Raw genomic sequence first — 26,734 nt, forward strand, 5'->3', positions numbered from 1 at the left:
ATTCCTTTAAATTTTATATATATCTTTTCATTGCTGCACGAGCCTCTTTGTCGGCCTCTCGCTTTTTTAAACTTTCGCGTTTGTCATGCAAGTTTTTACCTTTGGCTAGGGCTATTTTAGCTTTTACTATATTTTTATCGTTTAGATAAAGCACCAGCGCAACTAAAGTAAGACCTTCTTGTGTTACCGCTCCAAAGAGTTTATCTATCTGCTTTCTGTGCATAAGCAGTTTTCTTGGAGCTCTTTCGTCAGGGCGAAATGTCGAATGTGTCGTACTAAGATGGCTGATGTGCGCATTTAGTAAAAACATCTCGCCTTTTATAATTCTCACAAAGCTATCTTTTAAATTTGCCCGTCCTGCACGAAGTGCCTTTACTTCGCTTCCTTTTAGTACAATTCCAGCCTCGTAAGTTTCTATTATACTAAAATCATGCAGAGCTTTTTTATTTTTTGCTAAATCTTTGCCCATTTATTACCTTAAAAACAGTACTGCCACTTCCGCTTAAAAACATATCCTTATACTCTTTCATATCGTTATAAATTTTAAAACAAGGCGCATAAAGATCGTTTAACACATCATTTTTGTAAGTTGCGAGCAACTCGCTACTTTTTATATGTTGCATCTTATTTGCCAAATTTGTATCTATTTTATCCATAAAATTTCTTCTAAATTCTTTATAAACTTCTGGAGTGGAGCAAAAAACATCAGGCGTAAAAATTTTAATTTTAGGAATTTCATCATCAAATTCTTTTACAATCTCGCCTATACCACTCACGTTTGCACTTTTAAATCCGCTTACGAAAAACGCCACATCGGCACCTATGCTCTCTGCTATCTTATAAAGGCGTTCTTTTGAAATTTTTAAATTTAGCTCGTTATTTGTTAGATTTAAAAAGGTTGCCGCATTAGAACTTCCTCCGCCAAGTCCTGCCCCCATAGGGATATTTTTATTTAAAACTATTTTATGCGAGCTAAAAAACTCATCAAGCTCATTTTTAAATCCAGCGTCTTCAAGCGCTTTTTTGGCCTTTAATACAATATTGTCTTTTATGTCTGCACTATCACAAACAAGTTTAAAATTTTCACTCTTTTCAAACCAAATTTCATCATAAATTTGATCTAGTAAAATAAATCGAGAGACTAGCTCGTGATAGTTTGCCCGAGTGCCGACTATCTTAAGAAATATATTTATCTTGGCAAAGCTTTTCATTTTTTTATTTTTTGGCTAAGCTCGCTAAGCTCTATCTCGCTGGCTAAATTTATAGCCTGTTTGTTTTCGTTGGCGACTTCGTCTGCAAGCTCGGAGCGCAATATCATCATGTTTTTTGGAGCATCTATGCCCACTTTAACTCCGCTTTTTGAAATCCCTGCGATAGTGATCTTTATATTGTTTCCAAGCAATATACTCTCACCCTCTTTACGCGAAAGTATCAGCATAATTCAACCTTGTTTAATCGGTACGAAACCGTTTGATCTTTTATCTCAATAATACTAAAAAATTTATCAAATTTTATTAAATATATTCCATCTTCACGCTTTTTAAAGCTTGTATATTCAAGTTTTTTGCCAAAAAGAATATCTTTAAAATCACCTAAATATTCGTTAGTTTCTAAGTCTATAAAATCAAGAGGATTTAAAAACTTCTCTTTTTCGAATTTAAATTTGCCCTCACTTAGCCTTTTTAAAGAGCTAAGCGTTGCATTTACCCCAAGTTTTTTAGCTAAAATTTGAGTGTATGATCTTATATACGAGCCCTCATCCACGCTAATTTTAAACGTTAAAAAAGGATGGAAGTAATGCATTATTTCGCAGCTAAAAACCTCCATCTCCTCTTTTTTAAGCTCAAATTCCACTCCAGCTCTAGCCAGCTTATAAGCTCTCGTTCCGTCTATGTTTTTTGCACTAAATTTTGGCGGAGTGTAGCTGATTTTGCCAAGTAAGGATTTTTTGGCAAGCTTGATGGTATTTAAATCAAGAGGGTTTAAAATTTCAATCTCGCTTATATTTTCGTTGTCTCCGCTTTTGCTCTTTGCCCCTATCCACATCGTGGCTTCATAAATTTTAGGTGATTTGCTAATGTAGTTAAAAAGCCTTGTATAGTTACCAAGAGCCACTATAAGACAACCACTTGCAAATGGATCTAGGGTGCCTGAAAAACCTGCCTTTTTAGTTGAATATTTTCTTTTTAGACGGCCTAGAAAGTGATTTGAACTGATTGCGATTGGTTTATTTGCTACAAATAGGGCGTTCATACAACTTTTTCTACAAAATTTGACATTATATCTCGCTCTATACCGCCAAAATTTATAGTTAGCTTTAGATCTTTTTTGATCTTGCTTATGCCAGTGACTCGTCCTATGCCAAATATCTTGTGTTTTACCAAGTCACCTTTTTTATATTCGCTCGTGGCTTGAGGCTGGATAATTAGGCTTCCTGTGCAGATTCCTGCCTCGCTTAAAAACCTGCTTCTTTCAAGTCTTGTTCTTTGTCCTTTATAAAATCTTGAATTTACGCAGCTTAGAACAAGAGTTTTTTTAGCCCTTGTTATTGCCACGTAAGCCAATCTTCTCTCCTCTTCTATATCGCTTCCGTCTCCTATTAGCGGGAAAAATCCCTCTTCAAGCCCGATTACAAAAAGATGATCAAATTCAAGCCCTTTGCTTGCGTGAATACTCATTATAGAGATAGCCTTATCGCTTATGGCGTCTTGTTCGCTGGCTAAAGCAAGTTCGTTTAAGAACTCTTCTAGTTCAAATTCCGGATTTTGCTTGATTTGATCTTTGATCATCGCGTAAAATTCATCGATATTTGCTACTCTTTCAGCACCGTCAGGAAGACTCTCGTAATATTTTTTAATACCGAATTTAGACTCTAGTTTATCAATTAGTTCATATAAAGAGCCGCATTCCTTTAGCTCTTTTATACCGCTTGTAAAATCGTTTAGAGCAGATATTGTTTTTTTGCTAAAGGCTTCATCTTTTTCATCCAGAGTAGATATTGACTCAAATAGAGAAATTTTATTTTCATAAGCTATCTTCTCAATCTTGGTTATGCTTACTTTACCAAGACCGCGTTTTGGACGGTTTATTATGCGTTTTAACGAAAAGTCATCGTTTTCGTTGGCGACTAGCCTAAGATAGCTAATAACATCTTTTACTTCCGCTCTTTCATAAAATTTTACACCGCCAACCATCTTATACGGTATTTTTTCCTTATTAAGACCCTCTTCAAGGGAGCGAGAGAGTGCGTTTATACGGTATAATATGGCTATTTGGCTTGCATCTACGCCTTTTGCAAGTAGCTCTTTGATGCTTTTTGCTATCTTGCCGGATTCCATGGTTTCGTCGGATGATTCCATAAATACTATATCTTCTCCGCTCTCTTTGGTGCTAATTAGCTTTTTGCCAAGACGGTTTCTATTATGATCAATTAGCTCATTTGCAGCTTTTAGGATAGAGTTTGTTGAGCGGTAGTTTTGCTCTAGCCTGATTATTTTTGTATCTTTAAATTGGTCTTTGAAATTTAGGATATTTTCTATCTTTGCGCCTCTCCAGCCATAGATGCTTTGATCGTCATCTCCTACTACGCAGATATTTTCGTGAGTTTTGCAAAGTTTTTTGAGAAGTTTGTATTGCAAATCATTGGTGTCTTGATACTCATCTACCATTATATAGCGATATCTTTGTGAAATTTCATTTGCAAGATCTTCGTTTTCGTCTAAAATTTTATAAGTTAGCGAGAGCAGATCGTCAAAATCGACTAAATTATTTGTATTTAAATACTCTTCATACCGTTTGTATATATTTGCTATTTTTGAGTAATAGCCATCTTTGTGTTTTTCGTTATTGCCAAATAAATTGGTGCTCGAGATAACATCTTCTACGCTTAAAAGGGAGTTTTTGAAATTTGATATTTCACTTGATAATATCGATGTTGCGATTGAGCTTTCAAAGCTTTTTAGTATTCTTTTTTTATCATCGGTGTCGATTATGACAAAGCTGTTTTTACGAGAGAGTCTGTCTATATAAAATTTTAAAAACAAGAGTCCAAATTTATGAAAAGTGCAGAGCAATGGAGTAAAATTTTTGTTATTTTCAGATAGCATATTAATGGCTCTGGTTCGCATTTCATTAGCGGCTTTATTTGTAAAAGTAAGAGTAAGCGTACTAGTGGGATCTATTCCAACTTCGCTTATTAGATAGACAAGCCTTGTCGTTATAGTCTTTGTCTTTCCACTTCCGGCACCTGCTAAAATCAACATAGCTCCATCTAAATGAGTGGCAGCTCTTTTTTGTTCTTCGTTTAAACTATCTAGGATATCTCGCATTAAAATTCCAAAAATATATTATTTATAGATTTTAACACAATAAGCTTAAAAATCCCCGCCTACATGAATTAATATTACCGTTTCGCTTTCAGTAAAATTTTAGTATATATTAATATAATTATATCCGCTATAATTTATAACTTAAAGTAATATATATATTACTTTATCAAAGAGGGGATAAATATGATTAATGATTTTAGCAAAATTTACACTTTTATGGAGATAGTTAAAGAGAGGAGCTTTTCTAAGGCTTCAAAGACTCTTGGTATATCTCAGCCTGCTGTTACGCTTCAAATAAAAAAACTAGAAGAGATTTTACAAGCAACTCTAATAATGCGTAAAAAAAATGGAATAATTTTAACTAGAGAGGGTGAAAAATTTTATAAACTTTGTCTTAGATTTGAAAGTGCAATGTTTAGATTTAAAGATGAAATTTCTCATATCAAAAATGACAAAGCTCCACTTATAATATCAACCACTCAGCTTATCGGAGAAACTTTTGTGCCTTTATTGCTTGATAAAATTTCGCAAACTGCCGATGCGGAGCTTGACATAAGAATAAAAGAGCAAAACGATCTAATTCCACATTTAAAGGATAGAAGAAGCGATATTGCAATGGTTTTAGATCAGTCTTATGATGAAAATCTGATAGTTAAAAAGCTTTTTGATTATGAGATTATTTTAGTTTCCAATAAAAAACTGGTTGACTCTATTAAGCCCGAAGAGCTTTATAAATACAAATTGATAAAAGATCGCACAAAATACTATCTTAATGATATTTTCGTAAAATACGGAATAAATTACAATGATTTAAAAAGTGCTTATGTATTAGACGGTTCAATAATGGTAAAAAGAGCAATTTTAAATAATTTTGCTGAAGATTATGTTGCCTTTTTGCCTAAATTTTTAATAGAAGATCATCTAAAAAACGAAAAACTTTTTGAGATCAAAATCAATAGAATAAAGCTTACGCGCTCAGTTTATGTAGCGGTACTTAAAGAGAATGAAGACATATTAAATAGCTTTTTAAAGATAAAAAATAGCTTTAATTTTTAAAAATTTATAGCAGACATAGTGATTCTATGTCTGCAAAAGTGTTTTTATTTATTGAAAAAATCTTTATTTTTTGGATTTGACATAAAGATTGACATTGATTTTTGAGTTTTACTTTTAGCCTCTTTTGCTTTGTGAATAGAAAAATTGATCAGAATTGGGCTATTTTCTACTAAAATTTGAACTACTGCTCCAAGTGGAAAGCTAACAAGCGAAGCAAAATCATCACTGCCAAAACCCGCCTCAAAACTAAGGCTGTCTTGCATCAATTTAGCACTAGAAAATGTATATCCGTCAAGAGTAAAAAGAATTACCGGAGATGTAAAAGTAGAGCTTATACTCTTTGGAAGCTCCGGCTCAAATTTTACTAAGTCCGAGTTTGTCATTACCGAAAACGGATGCTTGTTTTGAAGCAAATAGTCTATGCACTCGTAAACATGCATTTTCATAAGTAGTGCAAATTTTTCATCATCTAAAATTTTATCAAGCATTATAACTCCTCAAATTCTTTAACTAATTTTTTAACTTCATTTATTCCTATGTTCCAAAATTTTGAGTCCTCTATGTCAAAGCCAAATTTCGCAACCATATCTTTTGGGCTTTGGCTTCCGCCAAGACTTAAAAATTCAGTGTAAATTTGCACGAAATTTTTACATTTGCCGCTCTTGTAAAGCCCAAAGATAGCAAGGACCAAAAGCTGCGCATAAGAGTAGGCATAGCAGTAAAACGGCGTGTGTATGAAGTGCGGGATATAACTCCACCAAATTTTATAATAATCATTTAGAGTAACGCTTTTGCCAAACATCTTTTTGCTCTCTTCAAGCCAAATTTTATTTAGCTCATCAAGCGAAATTTCGCCTTCGTGAGAATGGACTCTGCGCTCAAAGGTGGTAAAATTTATCTGGCGATAAAGCGTGGCAAAAATGTCTTCTATCTTGCCTGCAAGAAGCGAAATTTTATCTTTGTCGCTTAGCTCTTTTTTAACGTAATCAAACACTAGCATTTCACAAAATACCGAAGCGGTTTCAGCCGTAGTAAGCGGCGTATCCGAGTTTAGATAACCAACTTTGTAAGATAAATTTTGATGTATGGCATGACCCAGCTCGTGAGCTAGAGTAAATAGATCTCTTCTTCCGTCCGTATGATTTAAAAGCACGTAAGGATGAGCATCTAATGAGCCTGAGTGTGAAAATGCCCCACCTCTTTTATTTGTCGTAGGATAAGCATCTATCCAGCCCTCATCAAAAGCTTTTTGAGCAATTTTGCCAAATTTCGGGCTAAAGTCGTTAAACGCCTTTAAGACTATCTCTTTGCATTCGTTAAATTCATATTTTCTACCCTCATCGAGCGGTGCATACCTATCATAGTCATATAGTTTTTTAAAGCCTAAAATTTTGCGTTTTTTATCATAAAATTTACTGACCAAAGAGAAATTCGCCTCGGTTGTTTTTATAAGTGCGTCCACGCTTTTCTTACTTATCTGGTTGCTTTCGTGTCTAGGCTCTTCAGGAGAGCTAAAATTTCTTAATTCGCAACTTGTTTTTAGATTAGTTTTTATCATATTGTATATATAGCCAAGCAGATGCTGGTGACGAGATAGTTCGCTACTCAGGCTTTTGGCGGCCGCTTTTCTTACATTTCTGTCTTTGTCGTGAAGCTTGCTTAAAATTTCCTCTTCGCTTAAAAGTTTGCCTTGAAATTTAAACTTCATATTACTCATAGTCTCGTCAAATAGCCTTGCAAATCCATCTGCTCCAGTGCTAGCTGTGCGAAGTAAAACCTGCTCCTCTTTTAGGCTTAGTTGGTGTGTCTTGGTTTTGGCTACATTGCTTAGATAATATCCGTTATTTTTTGATGCCTTGATTATAGCTTGCTGCTTTTTGTCGTCAAATTCATTAAATTTAAGCTCAAAAAATAGTAAATTTTCATGAGCCTTTGTTGCAATCTCTTCAAATTTAGCATAAAAAGCACCCTTACTTGTATCTTTTGCAAATACTAAAAATGCATAAGTTGTTACCTTTGATAGCTTCGATAGTAATTTCTCATACTCATCAAACGCTTGCAAAAACTGATCTGTGCTTAAATCTAAAAAGGTTTCCAAATATTTTTTTTCAAATTTTTTGCACTCATCTTTTAGGCTTAGTGCGCTCTTTTCAAGCTCTTTTTCGTTTTTAAAAAGTGGAGTTAAATCCCATGTTGTCATTTTTATCCTTAAAATTTTTAGGATATTTTACACAAAATCTAATGAAATTTAAAATTTTTAGAGAGAGATTATCAAATTTAGTGTCCAAAAAAATGGACACTAAATTGATTTTTTATTTTATTGTTTCTGAAGCTATAGCTGTAAATACAACGTCTGAAGAGCTATTTACCGCAGTTTCTACAGAGTCTTGAATAACTCCTATTATAAAGCCTACGGCAACAACCTGCATCGCTATATCGTTATTTATTCCAAAAAGTGCGCAAGCAAGAGGAACCAAAAGTAACGATCCGCCAGCAACTCCAGAAGCTCCGCAAGCGCCTATCGCAGAAATAAAGCTAAGAAGCAAGGCGTCTGCAAAACTAACAGTTATATGATCTATGGAATTTACTGCAGCAAGGGCTAAAACGCTGATGGTTACCGCAGCTCCTGCCATATTTATAGTGGCCCCTAAAGGTATGGATATAGAGTAAAGCTCCTCTCTAAGTCCTAACTTTTTACAAAGCGCCATATTTACAGGTATGTTTGCAGCCGAGCTTCTTGTGAAAAACGCAGTTACGGCGCTCTCTCTTACGCAAGTCATTATAAGCGGATATGGATTTTTTTTGGTTACCACAAATACAATAATAGGGTTTACAACAAATGCCACAAATAGCATTGCACCAACTAAAACCGCAATTAATTTCATATATCCCGCTAGAGCCGCAAATCCTGTCTCGTGGATACTAATAGCAACAAGACCAAAAATTCCAAATGGAGCTAAGCGGATTACGAATCTAACAATTCTTGTCACGCCATCACTTACATCCATAAATACTTTTTTGGTCTCACTTGAGCAGCCTCTCATGGCTATACCGCCACCCACAGCCCAAGTAATGATACCTATATAATTGCCTGTACTTAGGGCCTGTACTGGATTTTGAACCATTTTAAAAATGAGGTCTTTTAATACGTCTATTACGTTTTGAGGCGCACTCATAGTTGCTGTTTCTACACCTTTTAAAACGAGTTCAACCGGAAACATAAAGCTAGCTGCAACTGCGACTACAGCTGCCAAAAAAGTTCCAATTAGATACAATGCGACAATCTTTGACATGCCTTTTGCTTCGCCAAACTCTTTAGTAATAATTGATGTAGCAACCAATACAAAGACCAAAATAGGAGCGACAGCCTTTAAGGCACCTACGAATAAATTTCCAAGAACGGAAATGCCGTTTAGAATTTTGTCGGCGAATTCACTTCCGCTTGCATTCCCCCAAAAGCCAAAAATAGCACCGACAATGATACCGATTAGTATTTGAACAATCAAATTTCCATCGGCAAAACGCTTAGCGATATTGCTAAATCCACTCATTTTTACACCTTTATAAATTTAAAATTTGGATTTAAGTATAACTAAAAGATTCTGAAATTTTTTAAAATTTAACAAAAAATTAATATAAATTTTATTATGAAATGCTACAATTTTACAATTTAATATAAAATTTAAGGAAAGATATGTATTTATTTACATCTGAAGTAGTAAGTCCGGGGCATCCTGACAAATGCGCAGATATTATCGCTGATAGTATAGTAGATAGTATTTTAATGCAGGATCCAAACGGTAGGGTTGCAAGCGAGGTATTTGTAGCCGGTAAAAACATAGTAATCGGTGGTGAGATAAACTCAAAAGTTAAGCTCAGTTTTAAAGATTATGAAAGTATAGTCAAAAACGCTCTGGCCAAAATCGGATATGATGGTAAGTCAAATTTTACTAAAGAGCAGTGCTTGCATCCTGATGATATCGAGGTTAAGGTTTGTATAAATCAGCAAAGTAGCGATATAAATCAAGGCGTAGATCAAGCTAGCGGCGAGATAGGCGCAGGCGATCAAGGTATAATGTTTGGCTTTGCAAGTTGCGAAGCGAAAGAATATATGCCGGCAGCCATTACTTATGCAAGAATGCTTTGTGATAAAGTATATAAATTTGCTAAAGCAAATCCAGATAAGCTGGGTGTTGATATAAAGACTCAGGTTACAATTGATTATAATAGTAAGGATAACTTTGAAAACTGCAAACCGCAAAGCATACACACTATCGTTGTCTCAGCTCCTTGCGTAGAGAGTATGAAGATAGAAGAGCTTAGATCTCTTATTGGGGAGCTTATAGACGATACCGGTCTTCCAAAAGAGCTATATAATAAAGATAAGACAATAATTTATATAAACCCAACAGGCAGATATGTAAATCACAGCTCGCTTCACGATAGCGGACTAACGGGCAGAAAGCTTATCGTAGATAGCTTTGGCGGATACGCTCCTATAGGTGGCGGCGCACAGAGTTCAAAAGACTATACGAAGGTTGATCGAAGCGGACTATATGCTGCCAGATGGATAGCTAAAAATATCGTTGCGGCAGGACTTGCTAAAAAATGTATCGTTCAGCTAAGCTACGCTATCGGACTTGCTAAGCCAACATCTATTAGCGTAGATACAATGGGAACTCAGATAAGCGGATTGAATGATGATATTTTATCAAATTTCGTTATGCAAAATTTCCCTTTAACTCCAAAATGGATAACTCAAAAATTTGGACTTGATAAACCCGGCAAAGATACGTTTTTATACGCAAAAGTTGCAGCAAAAGGGCAGGTTGGAAATGCGAAGTATCCGTGGGAGAAGCTAGACGCCATAGATACATTTAAAGCTTTAATTCCACATAAATAATAGATTTAGAATAAATTTTCTTAGCCTACTTTAGTCATATACTACTTTGTATGCTCCTTTGTAGGCAAGAAAATTTCTTTTAAACTACGCTGATTATGTTTTGAATAAATTTATTTTTCGCATCCATATACAAGTCATACTTATTAAGATCTACTATCTAAAATTTTCTTTATCAAACTCTCTTTTGGAGTTATGATCTCGCTTTTTGAGCCGTTTACGCTGTGATAAATTGTTTTATTGTATTTAGTGGTGTAATATTTAATCAAAAGGCGTTGTAAATTTGGCTCGGTTGAGGGCACGAACCAACCGTTGTTTGTAATAGCTATCATCACGTCAAATTCGCCTTTAAACAGTTCATCTCGCGTAGCTTCATAACAGATTGCATTGCGAATTTTAATTCCCTCTATCTCGTAGTCGCTAACCGAATTTGCAGTTTTGAAATCTTTGCTGCCGTCAAAAAATAGCTCGTTTATCAAATTTTTCATAAAATTTGGAAGCGGAATTTCCTCGCCGAATGGTACTAGCACAAATTTATCAAATCGCTTCATCTCACCTTTATCAAATAAAAAAGTCGAGTTGTAACTTTGCCCGTTTTCATAGGCAAGTGCTCCTGCAACGATAGCGATCTTTTGGGATTTTTCTTTAAGCTCAGCTACTAAATTTCGCTCGTGCGTCATAAATGTCGGAAATACGCTCTCAGGCATGATTATAGCTCTTTTGCCTTCGTTTATTGCTTCATCTATCATCTTTAAATTTTGGTTTATGAACTCATTTTTAAGCGACTTTTCCCACTTTAAAGCTTGAGGTACGTTTGTATTTGTAAGAGCAACTTCAAAAGGCAAAATTTTAGCCTTGTTATCGTTATACTGAACCGCAAAAAGTAAAAGCGCGATAAAAGCTAAAAATTTAAGCTTTTTTTTTATATAAAATAGTGATAAAATCGCAGCAAATATAAAGATAAGCCCGTATAAATTCGGTTTAAAAATTCCAACTATAAATATCGCCTCAAAATTTAGCCAGTTGAAATTAAACGGGTGCAAATTTGAAATTAAAATCAGCAAAATAGCTCTAAGCCAAATTTGAGCAGGAATTGCCGCGATAAAAAACATAAATCCATACACAATGCCTATAAATAAAATTTCAAGCGGAATAAGATAGCCAAATCCATAATACGCAAGGCTAAAGCTAATCCAATAAAACCATAAAATTCCTACAAAAAATCCTGTCGTAAAAAATTCATATTTGCTAAATTTAAGAAGCGTATAAAATCCGTAAATGGCAAGAAAAGGGGATATGAAATTTAATATTGCTAATTCAAAAATCGAGACAAATATAAAATTTGATATCAAAAAAGCACTAAAAAAGGCTTTTCTTATAATTTTAGTGCTAAAATATTTGATTAAAAAATTTTTCACTAAGGAATACAATGCAAGAAGGCAATTTTTTAGCTTCATTACTACCTCTGATCGTGCTTTTCGCGATTTTTTACTTTTTGGTTATCAGACCGCAGCAAAAACAGCAAAAAGAGCATCAAAAGATGCTTGCAGCCCTACAAAAAGGCGATAAGATTATTACTTCGGGCGGACTTTACTGCGAAGTTATCAAACCTGAAGATGATTTTATCAAAGTTAAACTTAATGACGATGTAATAGTGCGTATCGGACGCGAGTTTGTCGCTAGAAAAATCGAGACTAAAGTAAATGCGTAGCGCCAAGGTAACATATAGACTCGTTATCTTTCTAATAGCTCTAATTTTTGGCATAGGTTTTTCAGCTCCTTCGTTTTTACAGACAGATGGTGGATCTAAGATAAATTTAGGACTTGACCTTCAAGGAGGTCTATATATGCTTCTTGGCGTAGAAACACAAGAGGCCATACACTCCAAAGTCAAATCCGTGGCCTCTGGTATAAATTACTATGCGGGCAAAGAAGATATTTTGATAGATAACTTTAAAATAAAAGAGGAGCATGTAAGCTTTGAACTTTTAGATAACGATGATCAAAATAAGATAGATGGGATGCTGAAAGAGATTGAGGGGCTTGATGTCCAAAAAGAAGGACTCAAATACACTATTAGACTAACTGAGACTGAGCAGTCTCATACGATTGAGTATGCGATAAATCAAGCCGTTGAGACTATTAGAAATAGGCTTGATCAGTTTGGTTTGGCCGAGCCAACGGTCGCGAGGCAGGGTAAAGAAAATATCTTAGTCGAGCTTCCGGGCGTGAAAACTCAGGCTGACGAGCAACGTGCAAGAGAGCTGATCGCTAAGGCTGCGCATTTGCAGCTGATGGCGCTTGATGAAAAAAGACAGTTGCGGGCAAACATTCTAAGCGCAGCAGAGGCTGAAAGCTATGGTGTAATCGTTTATCCGGATGTTAAAAGCGATCAAATGAAATATACCGTAAAAAATATTCCCGTGCTTGATGGCTCAATGCTAACGGATGCTAGAGTGGCTTTTGATCAGCGAACTAACGCCCCAATTATAAATTTTACGTTAAATGCCGAAGGAGCTAGGATATTTGGAGATTTTACGGGTGCAAATGTAGGAAAAAGACTTGCTATAGTGCTTGATGGTAGAGTGTATTCAGCACCTGTGATAAATGAGCGTATAGGCGGTGGAAGTGGCCAGATAAGCGGAGGCTTTAGTGTAGAAGAGGCTCATGATCTTGCTATTGCGCTTAGAAGCGGTGCACTTTTAGCTCCGGTAAAGATGCTTGAAAAGAGAAGTATCGGACCAAGCCTAGGTGCTGATAGTATCAATCAAAGTATGATGGCTCTCGCAGGTGCAGGTGTTCTTGTGGTGCTATTCATGATAGCTTATTATGGGTTTGCAGGAATTTTGGCAAATTTAGCCTTAGTCGCGAACATCCTTATTTTGGTTGCGGTTATGGCTATGTTTGGAGCTACCTTGACTCTGCCTGGAATGGCTGGTATAGTGCTTACGGTAGGCATGGCTGTCGATGCGAATGTAATTATAAATGAGCGTATAAGGGAGTTTTTAAGAGATGGGCAGGGTGTAGCCTTAAGTGTGAGAAAGGGCTATGAAAATGCCATGAGTGCTATTGTAGATGCGAATTTAACTTCGATTATAACCTCTGTTGTTTTGTATGCATACGGCACGGGTCCTGTCAAGGGCTTTGCCGTAACCATGAGTATAGGTATAGTGGCTTCTATGCTAACTGCTATTTTAGGTACTCGAGGCATGTTTGATACTATAATGGATAAGATAGAGAAGAGCGGAAATACCAAAATTTGGTTTGGATACAAGAGAGGGTAATAATGCAAATTTTTTCAAAAGCACATGTTTATGATTTTATGGGTAAGCGTCATATCGCCCTTGCCGTAGCTGCTATTTTATTTTTTGGCTCAATCTTTCTGCTTTTTACCAAAGGGCTAAATTACGGTATTGATTTTTCTGGTGGAACGCTGATCCAGATAAAGTATGATAAAAAAGCACCTCTTGATAAGATTAGAGAGGCTTTGTATAAAGATGAGACTTTAAAAAATGCCTCTGTGACCGAATTTGGTTCAGAGGAGGAGATTACTATACGTTTTTCGGGCTCAAGCTCAAATTTGGGTAGTGATATCGGCTCTAGCGTATCTCAATTACTCAAAGATACTGGCAGCTTTGAAGTTCGCCGTGTGGATGTCGTGGGACCAAAGGTAGGAAGCGAGCTTAGACAAAAAGGAATGATGGCTATAGCCATGTCTCTTTTGGGTATCTTGCTTTATGTTGCCTTTAGGTTCGAGTGGAGATTTGCGATGGCTGCTATATTTGCCGAAGCGTATGATGTAGTGATAGCCTTAGGTACTATATGCTTATTTAGGATTGATGTAAATTTGGATATTTTGGCTGCGGTTTTAACGATCATAGGCTATTCTTTAAATGATAAGATTATTATCTTTGATAGGATTAGAGAGAGCATAAACACAAGTAAGAATTCGGCTCTTGATATGATTATAAACGAATCTGTCTCCGCGACACTTTCAAGAACTATTCTTACATCTGTAACTACTTTAATGGTTGTTTTAACACTATTTTTATATGGTGGAGATATGATACACGGCTTTTCTTTGGTGCTTTTAGTGGGTATAGTCGGAGGAACTTTAAGCTCTATCTACATAGCTTCTCTGATGCTTCTTTGGTTTAAATTTAGCGTGGAGAAATATAGAGCAAAAGAGGCTGAAAAGATGAAAGCGAAAAAAGAGCGCGAAAGACAAAGAGCTATGTTTGAAAAAGGCGTGGTGTAAGGAGGGTTTATGAACTGGGGTAAGGTTGTTTATATCTTTTTTGCGCTGATGAGTCTAACGACTACAGCGGGTTTTTTGTATGATAAAAATGAGATAGCGCTATTTGTAGCAGCTAGCATAAATTTAGTCTCTACGCTACTTAAAATCGGTGTTAAAAATATTTTATCGGCTGAGCTTTTTGCTAGCTCGCTTGTAGCTGATTTACACCTTATACCTGCGTTTGTAGTGCTTCAAACAACGGGAAACATGACTGTTGTTTACTCACTTGCAATCGGTGCTGCTATTGCAAACTTTTTTTCACTTTCGCTTGTTTTAGTTGAAGCAAGTAAGACCCAAGAAGAATTTTAGGAGATAAAATGGCTGAAAATTTGAAGTATGATGCCTTAAAAATTGAGAAAAAATGGCAAGAAATTTGGTTAAAAAACGAAGAATTTGAACCAAAAGATGATTATAACCTGCCTAAAAAATATATCTTAAGCATGTTTCCATACCCAAGCGGACGTATCCACATGGGTCATGTTAGAAACTACTCAATCGGTGACGTGCTGGCAAGATATTACCGCAAGCAAGGCTATAACGTGCTTCATCCTATCGGCTTTGATAGCTTTGGTATGCCTGCTGAAAATGCGGCTATACAGCATAAAATTCATCCTAAAAAATGGACTTATGAAAATATCGATTATATGAGAGCTGAGCTTTTATCGCTTGGTTTTTCGTTTTCTAAAAATAGAGAATTTGCCACATCTGATCCGCTTTACACTAAATACGAGCAGGAATTTTTCATCAAAATGTATGAAAAAGGGCTTGTGTATCGCAAAAATGCCATAGTAAACTGGTGTGAGCACGATCAAACCGTTCTTGCAAACGAGCAGGTTGAGGATGGTTGTTGCTGGAGATGTGGAAATAGCGTAATTCAGCGCGAGTTGCCTGGGTATTATCTAAAGATAACCGATTATGCCGAGGAGCTTTTGGCTGATCTTGAAAAGTTAAAAGACAAGTGGCCAAATCAAGTAATCACAATGCAGGAAAACTGGATCGGCAAGAGCTTTGGTTTAGAGTTTAAATTTAGTCTTGATGAGGCTTCTAAAGCACTTTTAGGCAGCGAAGCGGACGGCTTTGAAGTCTTTACCACTCGCCCCGATACGATTTATGGAGTTAGTTATACCGCACTTGCGCCTGAGCATAAGATAGTTAAAAAGCTACTTGATGGCGGAAATTTAAGTGATGAGGCAAGCCAAAAAGTAAAAGCTATGCTAAATCAAAGCCCAAGAGAGCGTCAAGCTAAAGAAAAAGACGGCGTATTTTTAGGAATTTATGTTATCCACCCATTAAGCGGCGAAAAAGTACCTGTTTGGGTTGCGAATTTTGTTTTGGCTGATTATGGAAGCGGTGCTGTTATGGCTGTTCCTGCACATGATGAGAGAGATTTTGAATTCGCTAGCAAATTTAATTTGCCTATTAAGCAAGTGATTAGACCTATTGACGGTGAAATTGATGACTCAAAAGCATTTACGGAAAGTGGAATTTGTATAAAATCTCCGCTTATAGATGGGTTAAATAACGAAGATGCAAAGCTTAAGATTATAGAGAAATTTGAAAGCAAAAAGATCGGAAAAAGAGTTGTGAATTTTAAAATTCGCGACTGGGGAATTTCTCGCCAGAGATATTGGGGTGCGCCTATTCCAATGATTCATTGTGATAAATGTGGTGTAGTTTGCGAAGATATAAAAAATCTGCCTGTTACTCTGCCTGATGATGTTGAGATAACGGGCGAAGGAAATCCGCTTGATAAACATCCAAGCTGGAAGCATACTAAGTGTCCAAAATGCGGCGCTGACGCAGTTCGAGAGACCGATACTATGGATACATTTTTCCAAAGTAGCTGGTATTTCGCTAGATATGCAAGCGATCATAAGACTTGGAATGAAAAAGCCTTTGATGAAAAGAGCGTAAATTACTGGATGAACGTCGATCAGTATATCGGCGGAATAGAGCATGCGATACTACATCTTTTATATGCGAGATTTTTCCAAAAAGCGCTTAGAGATCTTGGTTATTTGCGCGATGATGAGCCTTTTGAGAGGCTTTTAACTCAAGGAATGGTGCTAAAAGACGGTAAAAAGATGAGTAAGAGTAAAGGAAACGTCGTAGATCCTGATGATATCATTAAAAACTATGGAGCTGATACTGCAAGGCTGTTTATACTCTTTGCTGCGCCTCCTCAAAAAGAGCTTGAGTGGAACGATAGCGCAGTTGAGGGTGCGTTTAGATTTTTAAATAGACTTTACGATAAGGCTGTGGGCGTTAAAAAATGTTCTAAAATCCATGATATAGATCACACAAAGCTTACTAAGGATGAAAAATACGCCCGAGCTAAAGTCTATGAGGCTCTTAAAAAATCTCAAGAGGTCTATACGCAAAGCTTTACTTTTAATACCTTAATAGCTGCGTGTATGGAGGCTTTAAACGCGGTAAATGCGCAAAATAACGAAGATGTAACCACTGAAGCGTTTTTTATAATACTAAATTTGCTTGAGCCGATCGTGCCGCATATAGCAAATGAGCTAAGCGAGAATTTATTTGGCAGAACAAATTTCACGCATATTGATATCAAAGAAGAGGTCTTTGAAAAAGATAGCCTAAATTTAGCCATTACCGTAAATGGAAAAAGAAGAGGCGAAGTTGAAGTGCCAAGCGACGCTAGTGAAGCTGAAATTTTAAAAGCAGCCAAAGAAAATGTCGCTAAATGGATTGAAGGCAAGGAGCTTATAAAAGAAATTTACGTGCAAGGAAAGCTTGTAAATTTGGTTGTAAAAGGTTAGATATGAGATTTATAGCTGCGGTTTTTATCGCTGTTTTTTTAGTCGGGTGCGGGTATAAGCCTGTTTCAAAGATCACAAAAGATATGATTGGGGATGATATCTACGTGCATGTGACTATAGATAGAGCCGATCCAAAAAGCAGTGTTTGGATAGCCGATAGTATAAAAGAGGGCATAGTATCAAGGCTTAACAGAAAACTTAGTAGTGATAAAAATGCAAAAACAAAGATAATAGCGTCTGTAAAATCTGTAAGTTTACAAGCACTTTTATATGATGAAGATGGATATGTATCGTTATATAAAGCTATTTTAAAAATGGAGTTTGATACTAAATTTGAAAACGGAAAGATATATAAGAGTGTAACTACCGGTGAATATGATTTTACTATTTCTCAAAAAATAAAAGATATTCGCTATGCAGATAGCGTAATCAGTGAAACAGATAGATATAATGCGATAAAAGAGGCTTCAAAAGAGGCTTTTGATGAATATTTAGCAGCTCTTGCGGTTAAAGGGTTTAAAAATGTCAGCAACAATCACTAAGATTATAAGAGATACCATTAGCACTATTAAGGAGAGGAATTTAATACTTACTCCCGATAACTACACAGAAGTTTTTTGTGAGATAGCGAAAAAAAATGGATACATAAGCCCTGATTGTCAAAAGCTTGAAAAGTATCTTTCTAGACTCAATGCCGATCTTGTAGAGCAACTTAAACAAAAAAGAGTTAAAAATATAGATGAGTTATTTGCATTTATGGCGGCTAAATTAAACTCGTCAAATATTAATGAATCGGCAAAGCTTATACACTCGCTTGTTTTTATGAGTAAGAGAGTATTTCAAGCAGTGACTATGCTTCATAACAAAGAGGCTAAAAAACTAGCAGAATTAAGCATAGATACTCTTAATAAAAAACTTGACATATCGTCTATCGACCTGATTAGAGACAAGTGGTTTGAGTTTTTAACAGATTATGATGATCTATTTATTAGAAGACTTGGTTTTTATGGTGTTAAGAGTTTTGATGATTTGCAAACAGCAATTACAGAGCTTGATAATGCCTCTATAAGATCAGGTGATACCGCTTATCTATGCCAAAAGATGATTCCTCTTCTGGTATGTGCTCTTACGCCTTCTATATCTGAAAGCATGAATGCTGAAATTTCAGGATTTGAGCTTAGTTTAAAGAGTGATCCTAAACTATTAGAATTAGATGAAACTCAAGATAATATACAACAAATGATTAAAAGGCGTATAGAGCTTGATAGGGCTGAAATTTCAACCAAAGTTTCAGTTTTAAACGATGTGCTTGAAGGGATAAATACCAGGCTTTTAAATATGATGAGTAGCTCCTCTACCAGCAGAGCCAAGATGCAAGATATCAAAAGGGATCTAAACTCAATAAATTTAAAAGAAGATAGTTTTGAATTTATTAGAGATAAGCTTATTATCATAGCTGAATCTTTAGGCAACGAAACACAACGGTTTTCATTGCAGGTTAGCAGTGATCAAAAAAAAATAAAAGAGCTTCAGGATAGAATTAGTAGCCTTGAGGGTGAGCTGGCTATGGTTAAAGCCGAGAGCAAAGAGGATTTCTTAACCAAAACCGCCACAAAAAGAGCATTAATAGAAGAGCTTGATCGCATGGAAGATAAATATAGACGCTATGATGCGGACTACTCTATTTGCTTTTTTGATATAGATTATTTTAAAAAGATTAACGATACTTACGGCCACGATGCAGGCGATGTCATCATAGCAAGCGTTGGGAAGATGCTTAGAAAATACTCAAGAAAGATTGATTTTGTGGCTAGATATGGCGGTGAAGAGTTTGTTATGCTGCTTCCTCAAATTTCTTTAGTAGATAGTGTAAATTTCGCAAATAAAATTCGTGATATTATAGAAAATTCAAAATTTATGTATAAAGACGAACGAATAGATGTTACTATTAGTTGCGGAGTAGCTTTAAGAAGCTCCAATAAAACTTCATCATCAACACTTGAATCTGCCGATAAGATGCTTTATACCGCTAAACAAAACGGTAGAAATCAGGTTATGCCAAGTATTATATGAAGTTGGATGAATTTTTAAGCCACAAACCGCTTTTTTACAAAGAGATAGATTATATTCGTATGCCGCGTGCATGGGGTAGCATAAAGGCGAATTTAAAGCCGTTTAAGATTATTCACATCATAGGCACAAACGGCAAGGGCTCAACGGGAAGGTTTCTAGCTCAAATTCTGCACCTTCAAGGAAAGAGCGTAGGACACTATACAAGCCCTCATATATTTGAATTTCGTGAGAGATTTTGGCTAAACGGAGATGTGGTTTCAAGCGAGATTTTAGAGTCTGCTCACGAGAGTTTGCAAGCTATGCTAAGTGATGAGTTTAAAGTTAAAACCAGCTATTTTGAGTATGCTACTTTGCTTGCGGCGGTGCTTTTTCACAAGTGTGATTTTTTCATCTGCGAAGCTGGTATGGGCGGTGAGCTTGACGCGACAAATGTATATGACAAACTCTTTAACGTCTTTACTCCGATCGGACTTGATCATCTTGGCGTGCTTGGAAACAATATAGAGGAGATTTCAACTACTAAATTTAAGGCTTTAGGATATGAAGCTCAAGCACTTTTAAGCGATAATATGGACAAAAGAAGCGTTGAGATAGTAAGGCAGATCGCCAAAGAAAAAAGGGCGAGAGTAAAATTTGCAAGCGAAATTTTAAATGAATCGGATAAAGAAGCCATAGCCGAATACGCTTTGAAATTTAGCTTGCCTGAGTTTTTAGCATCAAATTTGACCTTAGCAGGAGCTGCTAGCAAGGCGCTTTTAGGCAAATTTGAGATAGATGATCTAGAAGAGCTAAATTTGCAAGGAAGATGCGAAAAGGTCGCATCAAACGTCTGGATTGATGTGGGACACAACGAGCTTGCCGCGCTTGCGATAGCCAAGAAATTTAGAGGAAAGAAGCTAACGCTTATTTATAACTCTTTTGCCGATAAGGATTTTAAGGCTGTCTTAAAAGCATTAAAGCCTATCATAAAAGATGTGCTTATCTATGAATACGAAAGCCTAGAAAGGGCGCTTGCTACAAATGAGATAAAGCAGGTGCTTGATGATATGGGTGTTGCTTATAGCGATTTTAAGGGGTTAAAATTCACTGATTCGCAAAAGAGTAAAGAAAAATACTTAGCCTTTGGTTCATTTTTCTTAGTTGAGGCCTTTTTAAGGCAGTTTGATGCAAGCTAGGATATATGAGTATCTTTTAAAGCCAAACGAAGCGGAGATCATCGTTTGCGAGGATGATAAAGAGGCTTTGCTTATCGAAAATGCGGTTAAATTTGCAGGTATTGAGCCGTTTTGCTTGCCTGATTTTAGGGCTCGTTTCGGCGATGATCTGCGCTCTTTTAGTGCCGAGCTTTACGAGCTTTCGGCTAAACTTTATAAATTTTACGAATTTGAGGGCAAAAAGCTTCTTATAGCCCCCATCTCAACCATCTTAAACAAACTTCCCGGCAAAAAACATCTACAAAAAATTACTCTGAAATTTGGCGATAAGTTAAATTTAAACGAGCTAGCTGACGAGCTTATGCGCTTTGGTTACGAGCCTGTGGATATCGTTGAGGGCGAGGGCGAGTTTTGCTTGCGCGGAGATATCATTGATATATTTTGCATAGGAAGCGATGAACCTCATAGAATTTTGCTTTTTGACGACGAGATAGAAAGTATCAGAAACTACTCAACCAGCACTCAAATTTCAAACAAAACCGAACTTGAAAGCGTTGAAATTTCACCATTTATCGCAGCGCTTAGCAAGGATGAATTTGAAAAAGCAAGCCAAAAAGCGCAACAGCTAAAAAGCGAGGCTCTGATAAATGACCTTAACTCGCTTGGTTTTTGGGCGATTGATGGTTTTATAGACTATAGCAAGGAGTTTAAGACCGTCCTTGCAAAAGAGTTTAAATTTGAGGATTTTGAAAGAGATACAAGCGCGCTTCATGATCTTGCCGTAATCCCTGAAGCAAAAATTTATAAAGATCTGTCCGTAACACCGAGCAGAGATTTTTTCGAGCTTAATGCAAACAGGCATATCAAGGTTATCTCGAGAAATGACGGACTTTTTAACTCGCTAAATTTGAGCGAATACAAAAATATAGAGCTTATTAAAAGTGACGTTGTTGTAAATCTAACTTCCGCTAGCGAGATAATCATCTCTCTTAATAAATTTGAGAAGAAAAAGCGTGCAAAGCGAGCGAGCTTAGTAATCGATGAGCTTAAGATAAATGACTACGTCGTGCATGAAGAGTATGGTATAGGTCGATTTGCGGGACTTGAGAAGATAACCGTGCTAGGAAGCATGCGCGAATTCGTAGTTATCGTTTATCAAAACGACGACAAACTTCTTTTGCCTGTCGAAAATATAAATTTAATCGATCGCTACATAGCTCAAAGCGGCTCTATAGCGGCACTTGATAGGCTTGGTAAGGCTAGCTTTGCCAAGATAAAAGAAAAAGTTCGCCAAAAACTATTTATAATCGCTTCCAAGATCATCGAACTTGCCGCTAAAAGAGAGCTAATTCGCGCCGAAATTATACAAAAAGATGATGCCGAATACTTAAATTTCTTGCAAAATGCGGGCTTTGATTATACTATAGATCAAGAAAAGGCTGCAAGCGAAATTTCAAAAGATCTTGCAAGCGGTAAGGTTATGGATAGGCTTTTAAGCGGAGATGTCGGCTTTGGCAAGACTGAAATCGCGATGAATGCGATATTTAAATGTGTTAAATCAGGATTTCAGGCGCTATTTTTCGTGCCTACGACGTTGCTTTCGGCTCAGCATTTTAAGAGCTTAAAAGACAGGTTTGACAAATTTGAAATTCCAGTTTTTAGACTTGATAGATTTAGCTCGGCAAAAGAAAAATCAGCCGTTAAAAGAGCGCTTGAGGAGGGGCTTGCTTGCGTTTGCGTGGGAACTCATTCGCTTTTGGGGTTAAAGGCTCGTAATTTAGGCATTATTATAATTGACGAAGAGCATAAATTCGGCGTTAAGCAAAAAGAGAAGTTAAAAGAAATTTCAAGCAACTCGCATATCCTTTCAATGAGCGCGACACCTATCCCAAGAAGCCTAAATATGGCGCTTAGCAACGTAAAAAGCTATAGCGTGCTTCAAACTCCGCCAAGCTCTCGTTTAGACGTGAGAACGAGCGTAAGGGAGTGGGACGAAAAGGTGATTAAAGAGGCGATTTTGCGGGAGCTAAGAAGAGGCGGGCAAATTTTTTATATCCACAATCACATCGCCACTATGGATCAGGCAAAAAGGCAGATTAAGAAAATTTTGCCAAATTTGCGCATCCTCATACTTCATTCAAAGATAGATGCAAATACCACAGAAGACGAGATGATGAAATTTAAAGCGGGCGAATACGACATCTTGCTTTGCACAAGCATTGTTGAAAGCGGAATTCACCTGCCAAACGTAAATACGATAATCATAGAAAATGCAAACAAATTCGGTATGGCGGATCTTCATCAGCTAAGAGGCCGCGTGGGTAGAAGTGATAAGCAGGCGTATTGTTATTTCTTGGTTGAGGATAGAAGTGAGCTTACGCCCGAGGCATTAAAGCGGCTTGTCGCACTTGAGAGCAATTCGTTTTTAGGCTCGGGCTCCGTGCTTGCTTATCATGATTTAGAGATTAGGGGCGGAGGAAATTTAATCGGAGAGGCTCAAAGCGGGCATATCGAGGCTATCGGATATTCGCTTTATATTAAAATGCTTGAAGACGAGATAAATAAGCTTTTAAATAAAGAGAATTTCAAGAGTAAAAAAGTTGATCTCAAGCTCAGTATAAACGCATTTTTAAATCAAGATTTTATCCGTGAAGACAGGCTTCGTCTCGAGCTTTACCGCCGTCTTAGCAAGTGTGAAGAGGTAAGCGAAGTGCATGCCATAGAGGGTGAGCTTGAGGATAGATTCGGAAAGATTGACATTTATACCAAGCAGTTTTTATCGCTTATAATAATTAAAATTTTAGCCGCAAAAGCTGGCTTTAAGCTTATCTCAAACAGCGGTCAAAACATCGTTCTTACAAATTTAAACGACGAGAAAACGGTTTTAAAATCAAAAAGCAAAGATGATGACGATATAATAGATGAAATTTTAATCCATCTAAGAAAGGCGTCAAGATGATTGATTGGAGCTTGAGTCACGCTGCTGTTTTTAGGCGTAGGATAGGGGCTTTAAGGGCTGTGCATGAGATTGATTTTGTTGAGCTTGATAACCTTGTCGGCATGGAAAAACAAAAAGAGCAGTTAATAGCCAACACTCAAAATTTCATAGACGGCAAAGAGGCTAACAACGCCATTTTGTGGGGTGCAAGAGGGTGTGGCAAAAGTAGCTTGGTAAAGGCTGTTTTTACTAAATTTCATAACGAGGGCTTAAGACTCATAGAGCTTAGAAGCGATGAACTTCAATTTATCGTTGATATCATCGATGAGGTTCGCAGAAGCAATTATAAATTTATTATTTACTGCGATGATCTAAGCTTTGAAGCGGGAGATACGAACTATAAATTTTTAAAGCCGATTTTAGAAGGCTCGATAGAAAAAGCCCCTAAAAACGTGCTCATCTACGCCACTTCAAACCGCCGTCATCTAATCAGCGAGCTAAAAAGCGACAATGAAGGCACAAGCGTAACTAGTGACGAGATCCACTACGCAGAAAGCGTGGATGAAAAAATTTCGCTATCTGATCGCTTCGGTCTTTGGATAAGTTTCTATCAGGGAAGCTTTGCCGAGTATCTTAAGATCGTGGATTTTTATTTTAAAGACTACACGGGCGACAGGCAGATGCTTCACGAGCTTGCTAAAAACTACTCCGCGCTTAGGGCTAGTAGATCGGGGCGAACCGCAAAGCAGTTTTATCTATCTTATAAAGAGAAGCTTTTGTGAGAGCGGGATTTATAGGCGATATCGTCGGGCGAGCGGGTCGTAAGATTGTGGCTGAAAACGTTAAAAAGATGCGGGATAAATTTGAGCTTGATTTTGTCATCGCAAACTGCGAAAATGCAAGCGGCGGCTTTGGACTAAGCGCTCAAAACGCAGCCGAACTGCTAGAGTGCGGGATAGACGCGATAACTGGTGGCAATCACAGCTTTGATAAAAAAGAGATCGCCTCGCTTATGGACAGCTTGCCGATCATTCGTCCGTATAACCACTTCGCAGGCACTGCGGGCAAAGGCGTGATAAATTTAAAAAGAGGAGAAGCAAGCCTGAGTGTCATAAATTTGATGGGACATTACGCTATGCCTCACACAAATAACGCCTTTTTAGAGGTGCAAAACGCGCTAAAGGGGTGTGAGAGCCAAAACATACTTATTGATTTTCACGCTGAAGCCACGAGCGAGAAAAACGCTATATTTGGCTATCTAAACGGACAAGTTAGCGCGATATTTGGCACGCATACTCATGTCGGCACTGATGATTTGCAAATTTTAAACTACACCGCTTATGCAAGCGATGTTGGCTTAAGCGGAGCTTTTGACGGAGTTATCGGCATGGATAAAGAAGCTCCCATAAAGACCTTTTTAACGGGCTTTAAGCACTCTTTTAAGGTAAATGAAAAGTGCAGGCGGATCTTTCAGATGATAGTTTTTGAGTGCGAAGAGGGCAGGTGTGTGGATGCTTTTAAGGTTAGAGTGATAGACGGCATAGATGATATGCAGCTGCAAAAGGCACTTAAATTTGATAGATAGGTTGAAATTTGAGAAGCGAAGAACTATTAATAACGCTTTTAAATGCGGGAATTAAAGCGGATTTGCAAGATGAGCTTTGGTGGCCAAATTCTCGCAGTTTTGAAGTGGTTGTCGGTGCAATTTTAGTGCAAAATACTGCATGGAAAAACGCTCAAAAGGCGCTTGATAATCTAAAAAATAGCGGAAATTTAACTCTTGAACGCTTGGCGAATTTAGATGTGGCAACGATTGCGATTATGATTAAGCCAAGCGGATTTTATAACACCAAAGCAAAGAGGTTAAGTGCGCTTTGCAAGGCGATATACGAGGAATTTGGCAGCTTTGAGAGCTTTAAGCAAAACGTGAGTAGAGAGTGGCTTCTTGGCATTAGAGGCATAGGTGCCGAGACTTGTGACGCGATACTTTGCTATGCTTGCGAGCGCGAGGTGATGTGCGTGGATAGCTACGCACTTAGGATTTTGGCTCATTTCGGATATGAATTTGAAAGCTACGAAGAGGCGCGCGAGTGGTTTGAGGATATCGATACAAGCGCGGTTTGCAAAGCTTACGGAAAAGAGCTTAGTCTAAATCAAATTTTTGCGCGCTATCACGGCAAGATAGTGGAATTTGGCAAAGCTCACTTCAAGGGAAAGAAGATTGACGAAGCAGGGGTTGCTTTGCTTGATGTGTTAAAATAACTGGAAAATTTAATCAAGGAATAAAATGATATATGAGAATATAATTCAAACGATAGGAAAGACGCCTATAGTAAAATTAAATAGTTTAAAGCAAGCAGGCATGGCAGAAATTTACGCTAAGCTTGAGTTTTTTAACCCGGGCGGCTCGGTAAAAGATAGGATCGCTGCAAATATGATTCTTGAGATGCAAAAAGACGGCGCTTTAAAAAAGGGTGATATCATAGTAGAGCCCACAAGCGGAAATACAGGCATCGGCATAGCCATGACGGCAAGCGCGCTTGGATATGAGGTGGTGCTAACTATGCCTGAGACGATGAGTATCGAAAGGCGCAAAATTTTAGCCGCTTATGGAGCCAAACTTGTGCTAACCGAGGGTGCAAAAGGCATGAAAGGCGCGATAGAAAAGGCAAATGAGCTTACAAAACAGCCAGGATACGTGATGCTAAGCCAGTTTGAAAACGCCTATAATCCGCAAGCTCACGTAAAAACTACAGCACTTGAGATAATGAGTGATTTTAAGCAGCTTGACGCTTTTGTAGCCGGTGTCGGTACGGGCGGGACGCTAAGCGGTGTTGCTAAAGTGCTTAAAGAAAATGGCTATGATATGCAGATAATCGCAGTTGAGCCAAAGGATTCCGCCGTGATTTCCGGAAATCCGGCAGGTGCGCATAAAATTCAAGGTATAGGAGCTGGATTTATCCCTGATACACTTGATACTTCTTTAATCGACACAATAGAGCTAGTTAGTAATGAAGAGGCTTTTGAGGCGGCTAGGGCCTTGGCAAAAAGCGAGGGAATTTTGCTTGGGATCTCCGGAGGTGCCGCTCTTGCAGTAGCTATCCGCACGGCAAAAAGGCTGGGCGAGGGCAAAAAAGTGCTGTTTATCGCACCTGATAACGGTGAGAGATACCTAAGCACGGCGTTATACGAGGCTTAAAATTTG

Annotated in this window: 24 protein-coding genes; 15 read left to right on the forward strand and 9 right to left on the reverse strand. The window is 37.4% G+C overall.

The genetic code is table 11. The features are described 5' to 3' along the window. Positions 1-13: 13 nt before the first annotated feature. From smpB to CDOM16189_RS01200, 5 genes are read right to left on the reverse strand one after another with little or no spacing between them, the layout of a single operon-like run. On the reverse strand, positions 14-469 hold the full coding sequence (smpB, locus tag CDOM16189_RS01180; RefSeq protein ID WP_169973661.1) for an SsrA-binding protein SmpB: 456 nt from the start codon (positions 467-469) through the stop codon (positions 14-16). Beyond that, positions 444-1,211 carry a 4-(cytidine 5'-diphospho)-2-C-methyl-D-erythritol kinase gene (locus tag CDOM16189_RS01185; RefSeq protein ID WP_169973663.1) on the reverse strand — a complete coding sequence of 256 codons (768 nt, stop codon included), beginning with the start codon at positions 1,209-1,211 and terminating at the stop codon, positions 444-446. Before CDOM16189_RS01185 ends, smpB begins: the two co-directional genes overlap by 26 nt. After that, the gene (csrA, locus tag CDOM16189_RS01190) at positions 1,208-1,438 is read right to left on the reverse strand and encodes a carbon storage regulator CsrA (protein WP_169973665.1); all 231 of its coding nucleotides are present in this window, start codon (positions 1,436-1,438) and stop codon (positions 1,208-1,210) included. The genes CDOM16189_RS01185 and csrA overlap by 4 nt, the downstream gene beginning before the upstream one ends. Next, positions 1,432-2,253: a tRNA pseudouridine(55) synthase TruB gene (gene truB / locus CDOM16189_RS01195; protein WP_169973667.1), complete on the reverse strand. Its 822-nt coding sequence runs from the start codon at positions 2,251-2,253 to the stop codon at positions 1,432-1,434. Before truB ends, csrA begins: the two co-directional genes overlap by 7 nt. Then, positions 2,250-4,328: an ATP-dependent helicase gene (locus tag CDOM16189_RS01200; protein ID WP_169973669.1), complete on the reverse strand. Its 2,079-nt coding sequence runs from the start codon at positions 4,326-4,328 to the stop codon at positions 2,250-2,252. Before CDOM16189_RS01200 ends, truB begins: the two co-directional genes overlap by 4 nt. 183 nt (positions 4,329-4,511) lie before the next feature. Between CDOM16189_RS01200 and CDOM16189_RS01205 the strand changes: the two genes are divergently transcribed. Then, positions 4,512-5,384: a LysR family transcriptional regulator gene (locus tag CDOM16189_RS01205; RefSeq protein ID WP_169973671.1), complete on the forward strand. Its 873-nt coding sequence runs from the start codon at positions 4,512-4,514 to the stop codon at positions 5,382-5,384. A gap of 44 nt (positions 5,385-5,428) precedes the next feature. On the opposite strand, the gene CDOM16189_RS01210 is transcribed toward CDOM16189_RS01205, so the two are convergent. From CDOM16189_RS01210 to sstT, 3 genes are all read right to left on the reverse strand, one after another. Further along, positions 5,429-5,872: a hypothetical protein gene (locus tag CDOM16189_RS01210; protein ID WP_169973673.1), complete on the reverse strand. Its 444-nt coding sequence runs from the start codon at positions 5,870-5,872 to the stop codon at positions 5,429-5,431. Beyond that, positions 5,872-7,584: a M3 family oligoendopeptidase gene (locus tag CDOM16189_RS01215; protein ID WP_169973674.1), complete on the reverse strand. Its 1,713-nt coding sequence runs from the start codon at positions 7,582-7,584 to the stop codon at positions 5,872-5,874. Before CDOM16189_RS01215 ends, CDOM16189_RS01210 begins: the two co-directional genes overlap by 1 nt. 112 nt (positions 7,585-7,696) lie before the next feature. Beyond that, complete coding sequence (sstT, locus tag CDOM16189_RS01220) at positions 7,697-8,935, reverse strand: serine/threonine transporter SstT (RefSeq protein WP_169973676.1); 1,239 nt, start codon at positions 8,933-8,935, stop codon at positions 7,697-7,699. Positions 8,936-9,078: 143 nt separating this feature from the next. On the opposite strand from sstT, the gene metK reads away from it, so the two are divergent. Then, on the forward strand, positions 9,079-10,287 hold the full coding sequence (metK, locus tag CDOM16189_RS01225; protein WP_169973677.1) for a methionine adenosyltransferase: 1,209 nt from the start codon (positions 9,079-9,081) through the stop codon (positions 10,285-10,287). A 143-nt stretch (positions 10,288-10,430) separates the two neighbouring features. Here metK and CDOM16189_RS01230 read toward each other — a convergent pair whose 3' ends face one another. Further along, positions 10,431-11,741, reverse strand: coding sequence for an apolipoprotein N-acyltransferase (locus CDOM16189_RS01230; protein WP_169973679.1), 1,311 nt, complete (start codon positions 11,739-11,741; stop codon positions 10,431-10,433). On the opposite strand from CDOM16189_RS01230, the gene yajC reads away from it, so the two are divergent. Genes yajC through cysK form a run of 13 tightly spaced genes read left to right on the forward strand, consistent with a single transcriptional unit; the run spans position 11,714 to position 26,728 of the window. Beyond that, positions 11,714-11,995: a preprotein translocase subunit YajC gene (yajC, locus tag CDOM16189_RS01235; RefSeq protein WP_169973680.1), complete on the forward strand. Its 282-nt coding sequence runs from the start codon at positions 11,714-11,716 to the stop codon at positions 11,993-11,995. The genes CDOM16189_RS01230 and yajC overlap by 28 nt on opposite strands. Further along, a complete protein-coding gene (gene secD / locus CDOM16189_RS01240; RefSeq protein ID WP_169973682.1) occupies positions 11,988-13,568 on the forward strand; it encodes a protein translocase subunit SecD in 1,581 nt (526 codons plus the stop codon). The genes yajC and secD overlap by 8 nt, the downstream gene beginning before the upstream one ends. Positions 13,569-13,570: 2 nt before the next feature. Next, positions 13,571-14,542, forward strand: coding sequence for a protein translocase subunit SecF (gene secF, locus CDOM16189_RS01245; protein ID WP_169973684.1), 972 nt, complete (start codon positions 13,571-13,573; stop codon positions 14,540-14,542). A 9-nt stretch (positions 14,543-14,551) separates the two neighbouring features. Then, the gene (locus CDOM16189_RS01250) at positions 14,552-14,890 is read left to right on the forward strand and encodes a DUF6394 family protein (RefSeq protein WP_169973686.1); all 339 of its coding nucleotides are present in this window, start codon (positions 14,552-14,554) and stop codon (positions 14,888-14,890) included. A gap of 8 nt (positions 14,891-14,898) precedes the next feature. Then, positions 14,899-17,364: a leucine--tRNA ligase gene (gene leuS, locus CDOM16189_RS01255; RefSeq protein WP_169973687.1), complete on the forward strand. Its 2,466-nt coding sequence runs from the start codon at positions 14,899-14,901 to the stop codon at positions 17,362-17,364. 2 nt (positions 17,365-17,366) lie between these two features. Further along, positions 17,367-17,906 (forward strand): LPS assembly lipoprotein LptE, encoded by a 540-nt coding sequence (gene lptE, locus CDOM16189_RS01260; RefSeq protein ID WP_169973689.1) that lies wholly within the window; start codon positions 17,367-17,369, stop codon positions 17,904-17,906. Then, entirely contained in the window at positions 17,887-19,437 is a 1,551-nt protein-coding gene (locus tag CDOM16189_RS01265; RefSeq protein WP_170000689.1) for a GGDEF domain-containing protein, read from the forward strand. Before lptE ends, CDOM16189_RS01265 begins: the two co-directional genes overlap by 20 nt. Beyond that, a complete protein-coding gene (locus CDOM16189_RS01270; RefSeq protein ID WP_169973692.1) occupies positions 19,434-20,612 on the forward strand; it encodes a Mur ligase family protein in 1,179 nt (392 codons plus the stop codon). The genes CDOM16189_RS01265 and CDOM16189_RS01270 overlap by 4 nt, the downstream gene beginning before the upstream one ends. Continuing rightward, entirely contained in the window at positions 20,602-23,550 is a 2,949-nt protein-coding gene (gene mfd, locus CDOM16189_RS01275; protein WP_169973694.1) for a transcription-repair coupling factor, read from the forward strand. The genes CDOM16189_RS01270 and mfd overlap by 11 nt, the downstream gene beginning before the upstream one ends. Then, positions 23,547-24,311 (forward strand): ATP-binding protein, encoded by a 765-nt coding sequence (locus CDOM16189_RS01280; RefSeq protein ID WP_169973695.1) that lies wholly within the window; start codon positions 23,547-23,549, stop codon positions 24,309-24,311. Before mfd ends, CDOM16189_RS01280 begins: the two co-directional genes overlap by 4 nt. Further along, a complete protein-coding gene (locus CDOM16189_RS01285) occupies positions 24,308-25,114 on the forward strand; it encodes a YmdB family metallophosphoesterase (RefSeq protein ID WP_170000690.1) in 807 nt (268 codons plus the stop codon). Before CDOM16189_RS01280 ends, CDOM16189_RS01285 begins: the two co-directional genes overlap by 4 nt. 8 nt (positions 25,115-25,122) lie before the next feature. Continuing rightward, complete coding sequence (locus CDOM16189_RS01290) at positions 25,123-25,791, forward strand: 3-methyladenine DNA glycosylase (RefSeq protein WP_169973699.1); 669 nt, start codon at positions 25,123-25,125, stop codon at positions 25,789-25,791. Between the two features lie 25 nt (positions 25,792-25,816). After that, the gene (gene cysK / locus CDOM16189_RS01295; protein WP_169973701.1) at positions 25,817-26,728 is read left to right on the forward strand and encodes a cysteine synthase A; all 912 of its coding nucleotides are present in this window, start codon (positions 25,817-25,819) and stop codon (positions 26,726-26,728) included. Positions 26,729-26,734 lie beyond the last annotated feature (6 nt).

The sequence above is a fragment of the Campylobacter sp. RM16189 genome (assembly GCF_012978815.1).
Lineage (GTDB): Bacteria > Campylobacterota > Campylobacteria > Campylobacterales > Campylobacteraceae > Campylobacter_A.

What these genes read in the sequence shown, in the direction of transcription:
- cysK (WP_169973701.1), top strand. Translation starts at nt 25,817, where the DNA reads ATGATATATGAGAATATAATTCAAACGATAGGAAAGACGCCTATAGTA.
- mfd (WP_169973694.1), top strand. Translation starts at nt 20,602, where the DNA reads ATGCAAGCTAGGATATATGAGTATCTTTTAAAGCCAAACGAAGCGGAG.
- lptE (WP_169973689.1), top strand. Translation starts at nt 17,367, where the DNA reads ATGAGATTTATAGCTGCGGTTTTTATCGCTGTTTTTTTAGTCGGGTGC.
- smpB (WP_169973661.1), bottom strand. Translation starts at nt 469, where the DNA reads ATGGGCAAAGATTTAGCAAAAAATAAAAAAGCTCTGCATGATTTTAGT.
- secF (WP_169973684.1), top strand. Translation starts at nt 13,571, where the DNA reads ATGCAAATTTTTTCAAAAGCACATGTTTATGATTTTATGGGTAAGCGT.
- yajC (WP_169973680.1), top strand. Translation starts at nt 11,714, where the DNA reads ATGCAAGAAGGCAATTTTTTAGCTTCATTACTACCTCTGATCGTGCTT.
- CDOM16189_RS01230 (WP_169973679.1), bottom strand. Translation starts at nt 11,741, where the DNA reads ATGAAGCTAAAAAATTGCCTTCTTGCATTGTATTCCTTAGTGAAAAAT.
- CDOM16189_RS01205 (WP_169973671.1), top strand. Translation starts at nt 4,512, where the DNA reads ATGATTAATGATTTTAGCAAAATTTACACTTTTATGGAGATAGTTAAA.
- CDOM16189_RS01185 (WP_169973663.1), bottom strand. Translation starts at nt 1,211, where the DNA reads ATGAAAAGCTTTGCCAAGATAAATATATTTCTTAAGATAGTCGGCACT.
- CDOM16189_RS01270 (WP_169973692.1), top strand. Translation starts at nt 19,434, where the DNA reads ATGAAGTTGGATGAATTTTTAAGCCACAAACCGCTTTTTTACAAAGAG.
- CDOM16189_RS01215 (WP_169973674.1), bottom strand. Translation starts at nt 7,584, where the DNA reads ATGACAACATGGGATTTAACTCCACTTTTTAAAAACGAAAAAGAGCTT.
- CDOM16189_RS01280 (WP_169973695.1), top strand. Translation starts at nt 23,547, where the DNA reads ATGATTGATTGGAGCTTGAGTCACGCTGCTGTTTTTAGGCGTAGGATA.
- csrA (WP_169973665.1), bottom strand. Translation starts at nt 1,438, where the DNA reads ATGCTGATACTTTCGCGTAAAGAGGGTGAGAGTATATTGCTTGGAAAC.
- secD (WP_169973682.1), top strand. Translation starts at nt 11,988, where the DNA reads ATGCGTAGCGCCAAGGTAACATATAGACTCGTTATCTTTCTAATAGCT.
- truB (WP_169973667.1), bottom strand. Translation starts at nt 2,253, where the DNA reads ATGAACGCCCTATTTGTAGCAAATAAACCAATCGCAATCAGTTCAAAT.
- CDOM16189_RS01200 (WP_169973669.1), bottom strand. Translation starts at nt 4,328, where the DNA reads ATGCGAGATATCCTAGATAGTTTAAACGAAGAACAAAAAAGAGCTGCC.
- CDOM16189_RS01250 (WP_169973686.1), top strand. Translation starts at nt 14,552, where the DNA reads ATGAACTGGGGTAAGGTTGTTTATATCTTTTTTGCGCTGATGAGTCTA.
- CDOM16189_RS01265 (WP_170000689.1), top strand. Translation starts at nt 17,887, where the DNA reads ATGTCAGCAACAATCACTAAGATTATAAGAGATACCATTAGCACTATT.
- CDOM16189_RS01210 (WP_169973673.1), bottom strand. Translation starts at nt 5,872, where the DNA reads ATGCTTGATAAAATTTTAGATGATGAAAAATTTGCACTACTTATGAAA.
- leuS (WP_169973687.1), top strand. Translation starts at nt 14,899, where the DNA reads ATGGCTGAAAATTTGAAGTATGATGCCTTAAAAATTGAGAAAAAATGG.
- metK (WP_169973677.1), top strand. Translation starts at nt 9,079, where the DNA reads ATGTATTTATTTACATCTGAAGTAGTAAGTCCGGGGCATCCTGACAAA.
- sstT (WP_169973676.1), bottom strand. Translation starts at nt 8,935, where the DNA reads ATGAGTGGATTTAGCAATATCGCTAAGCGTTTTGCCGATGGAAATTTG.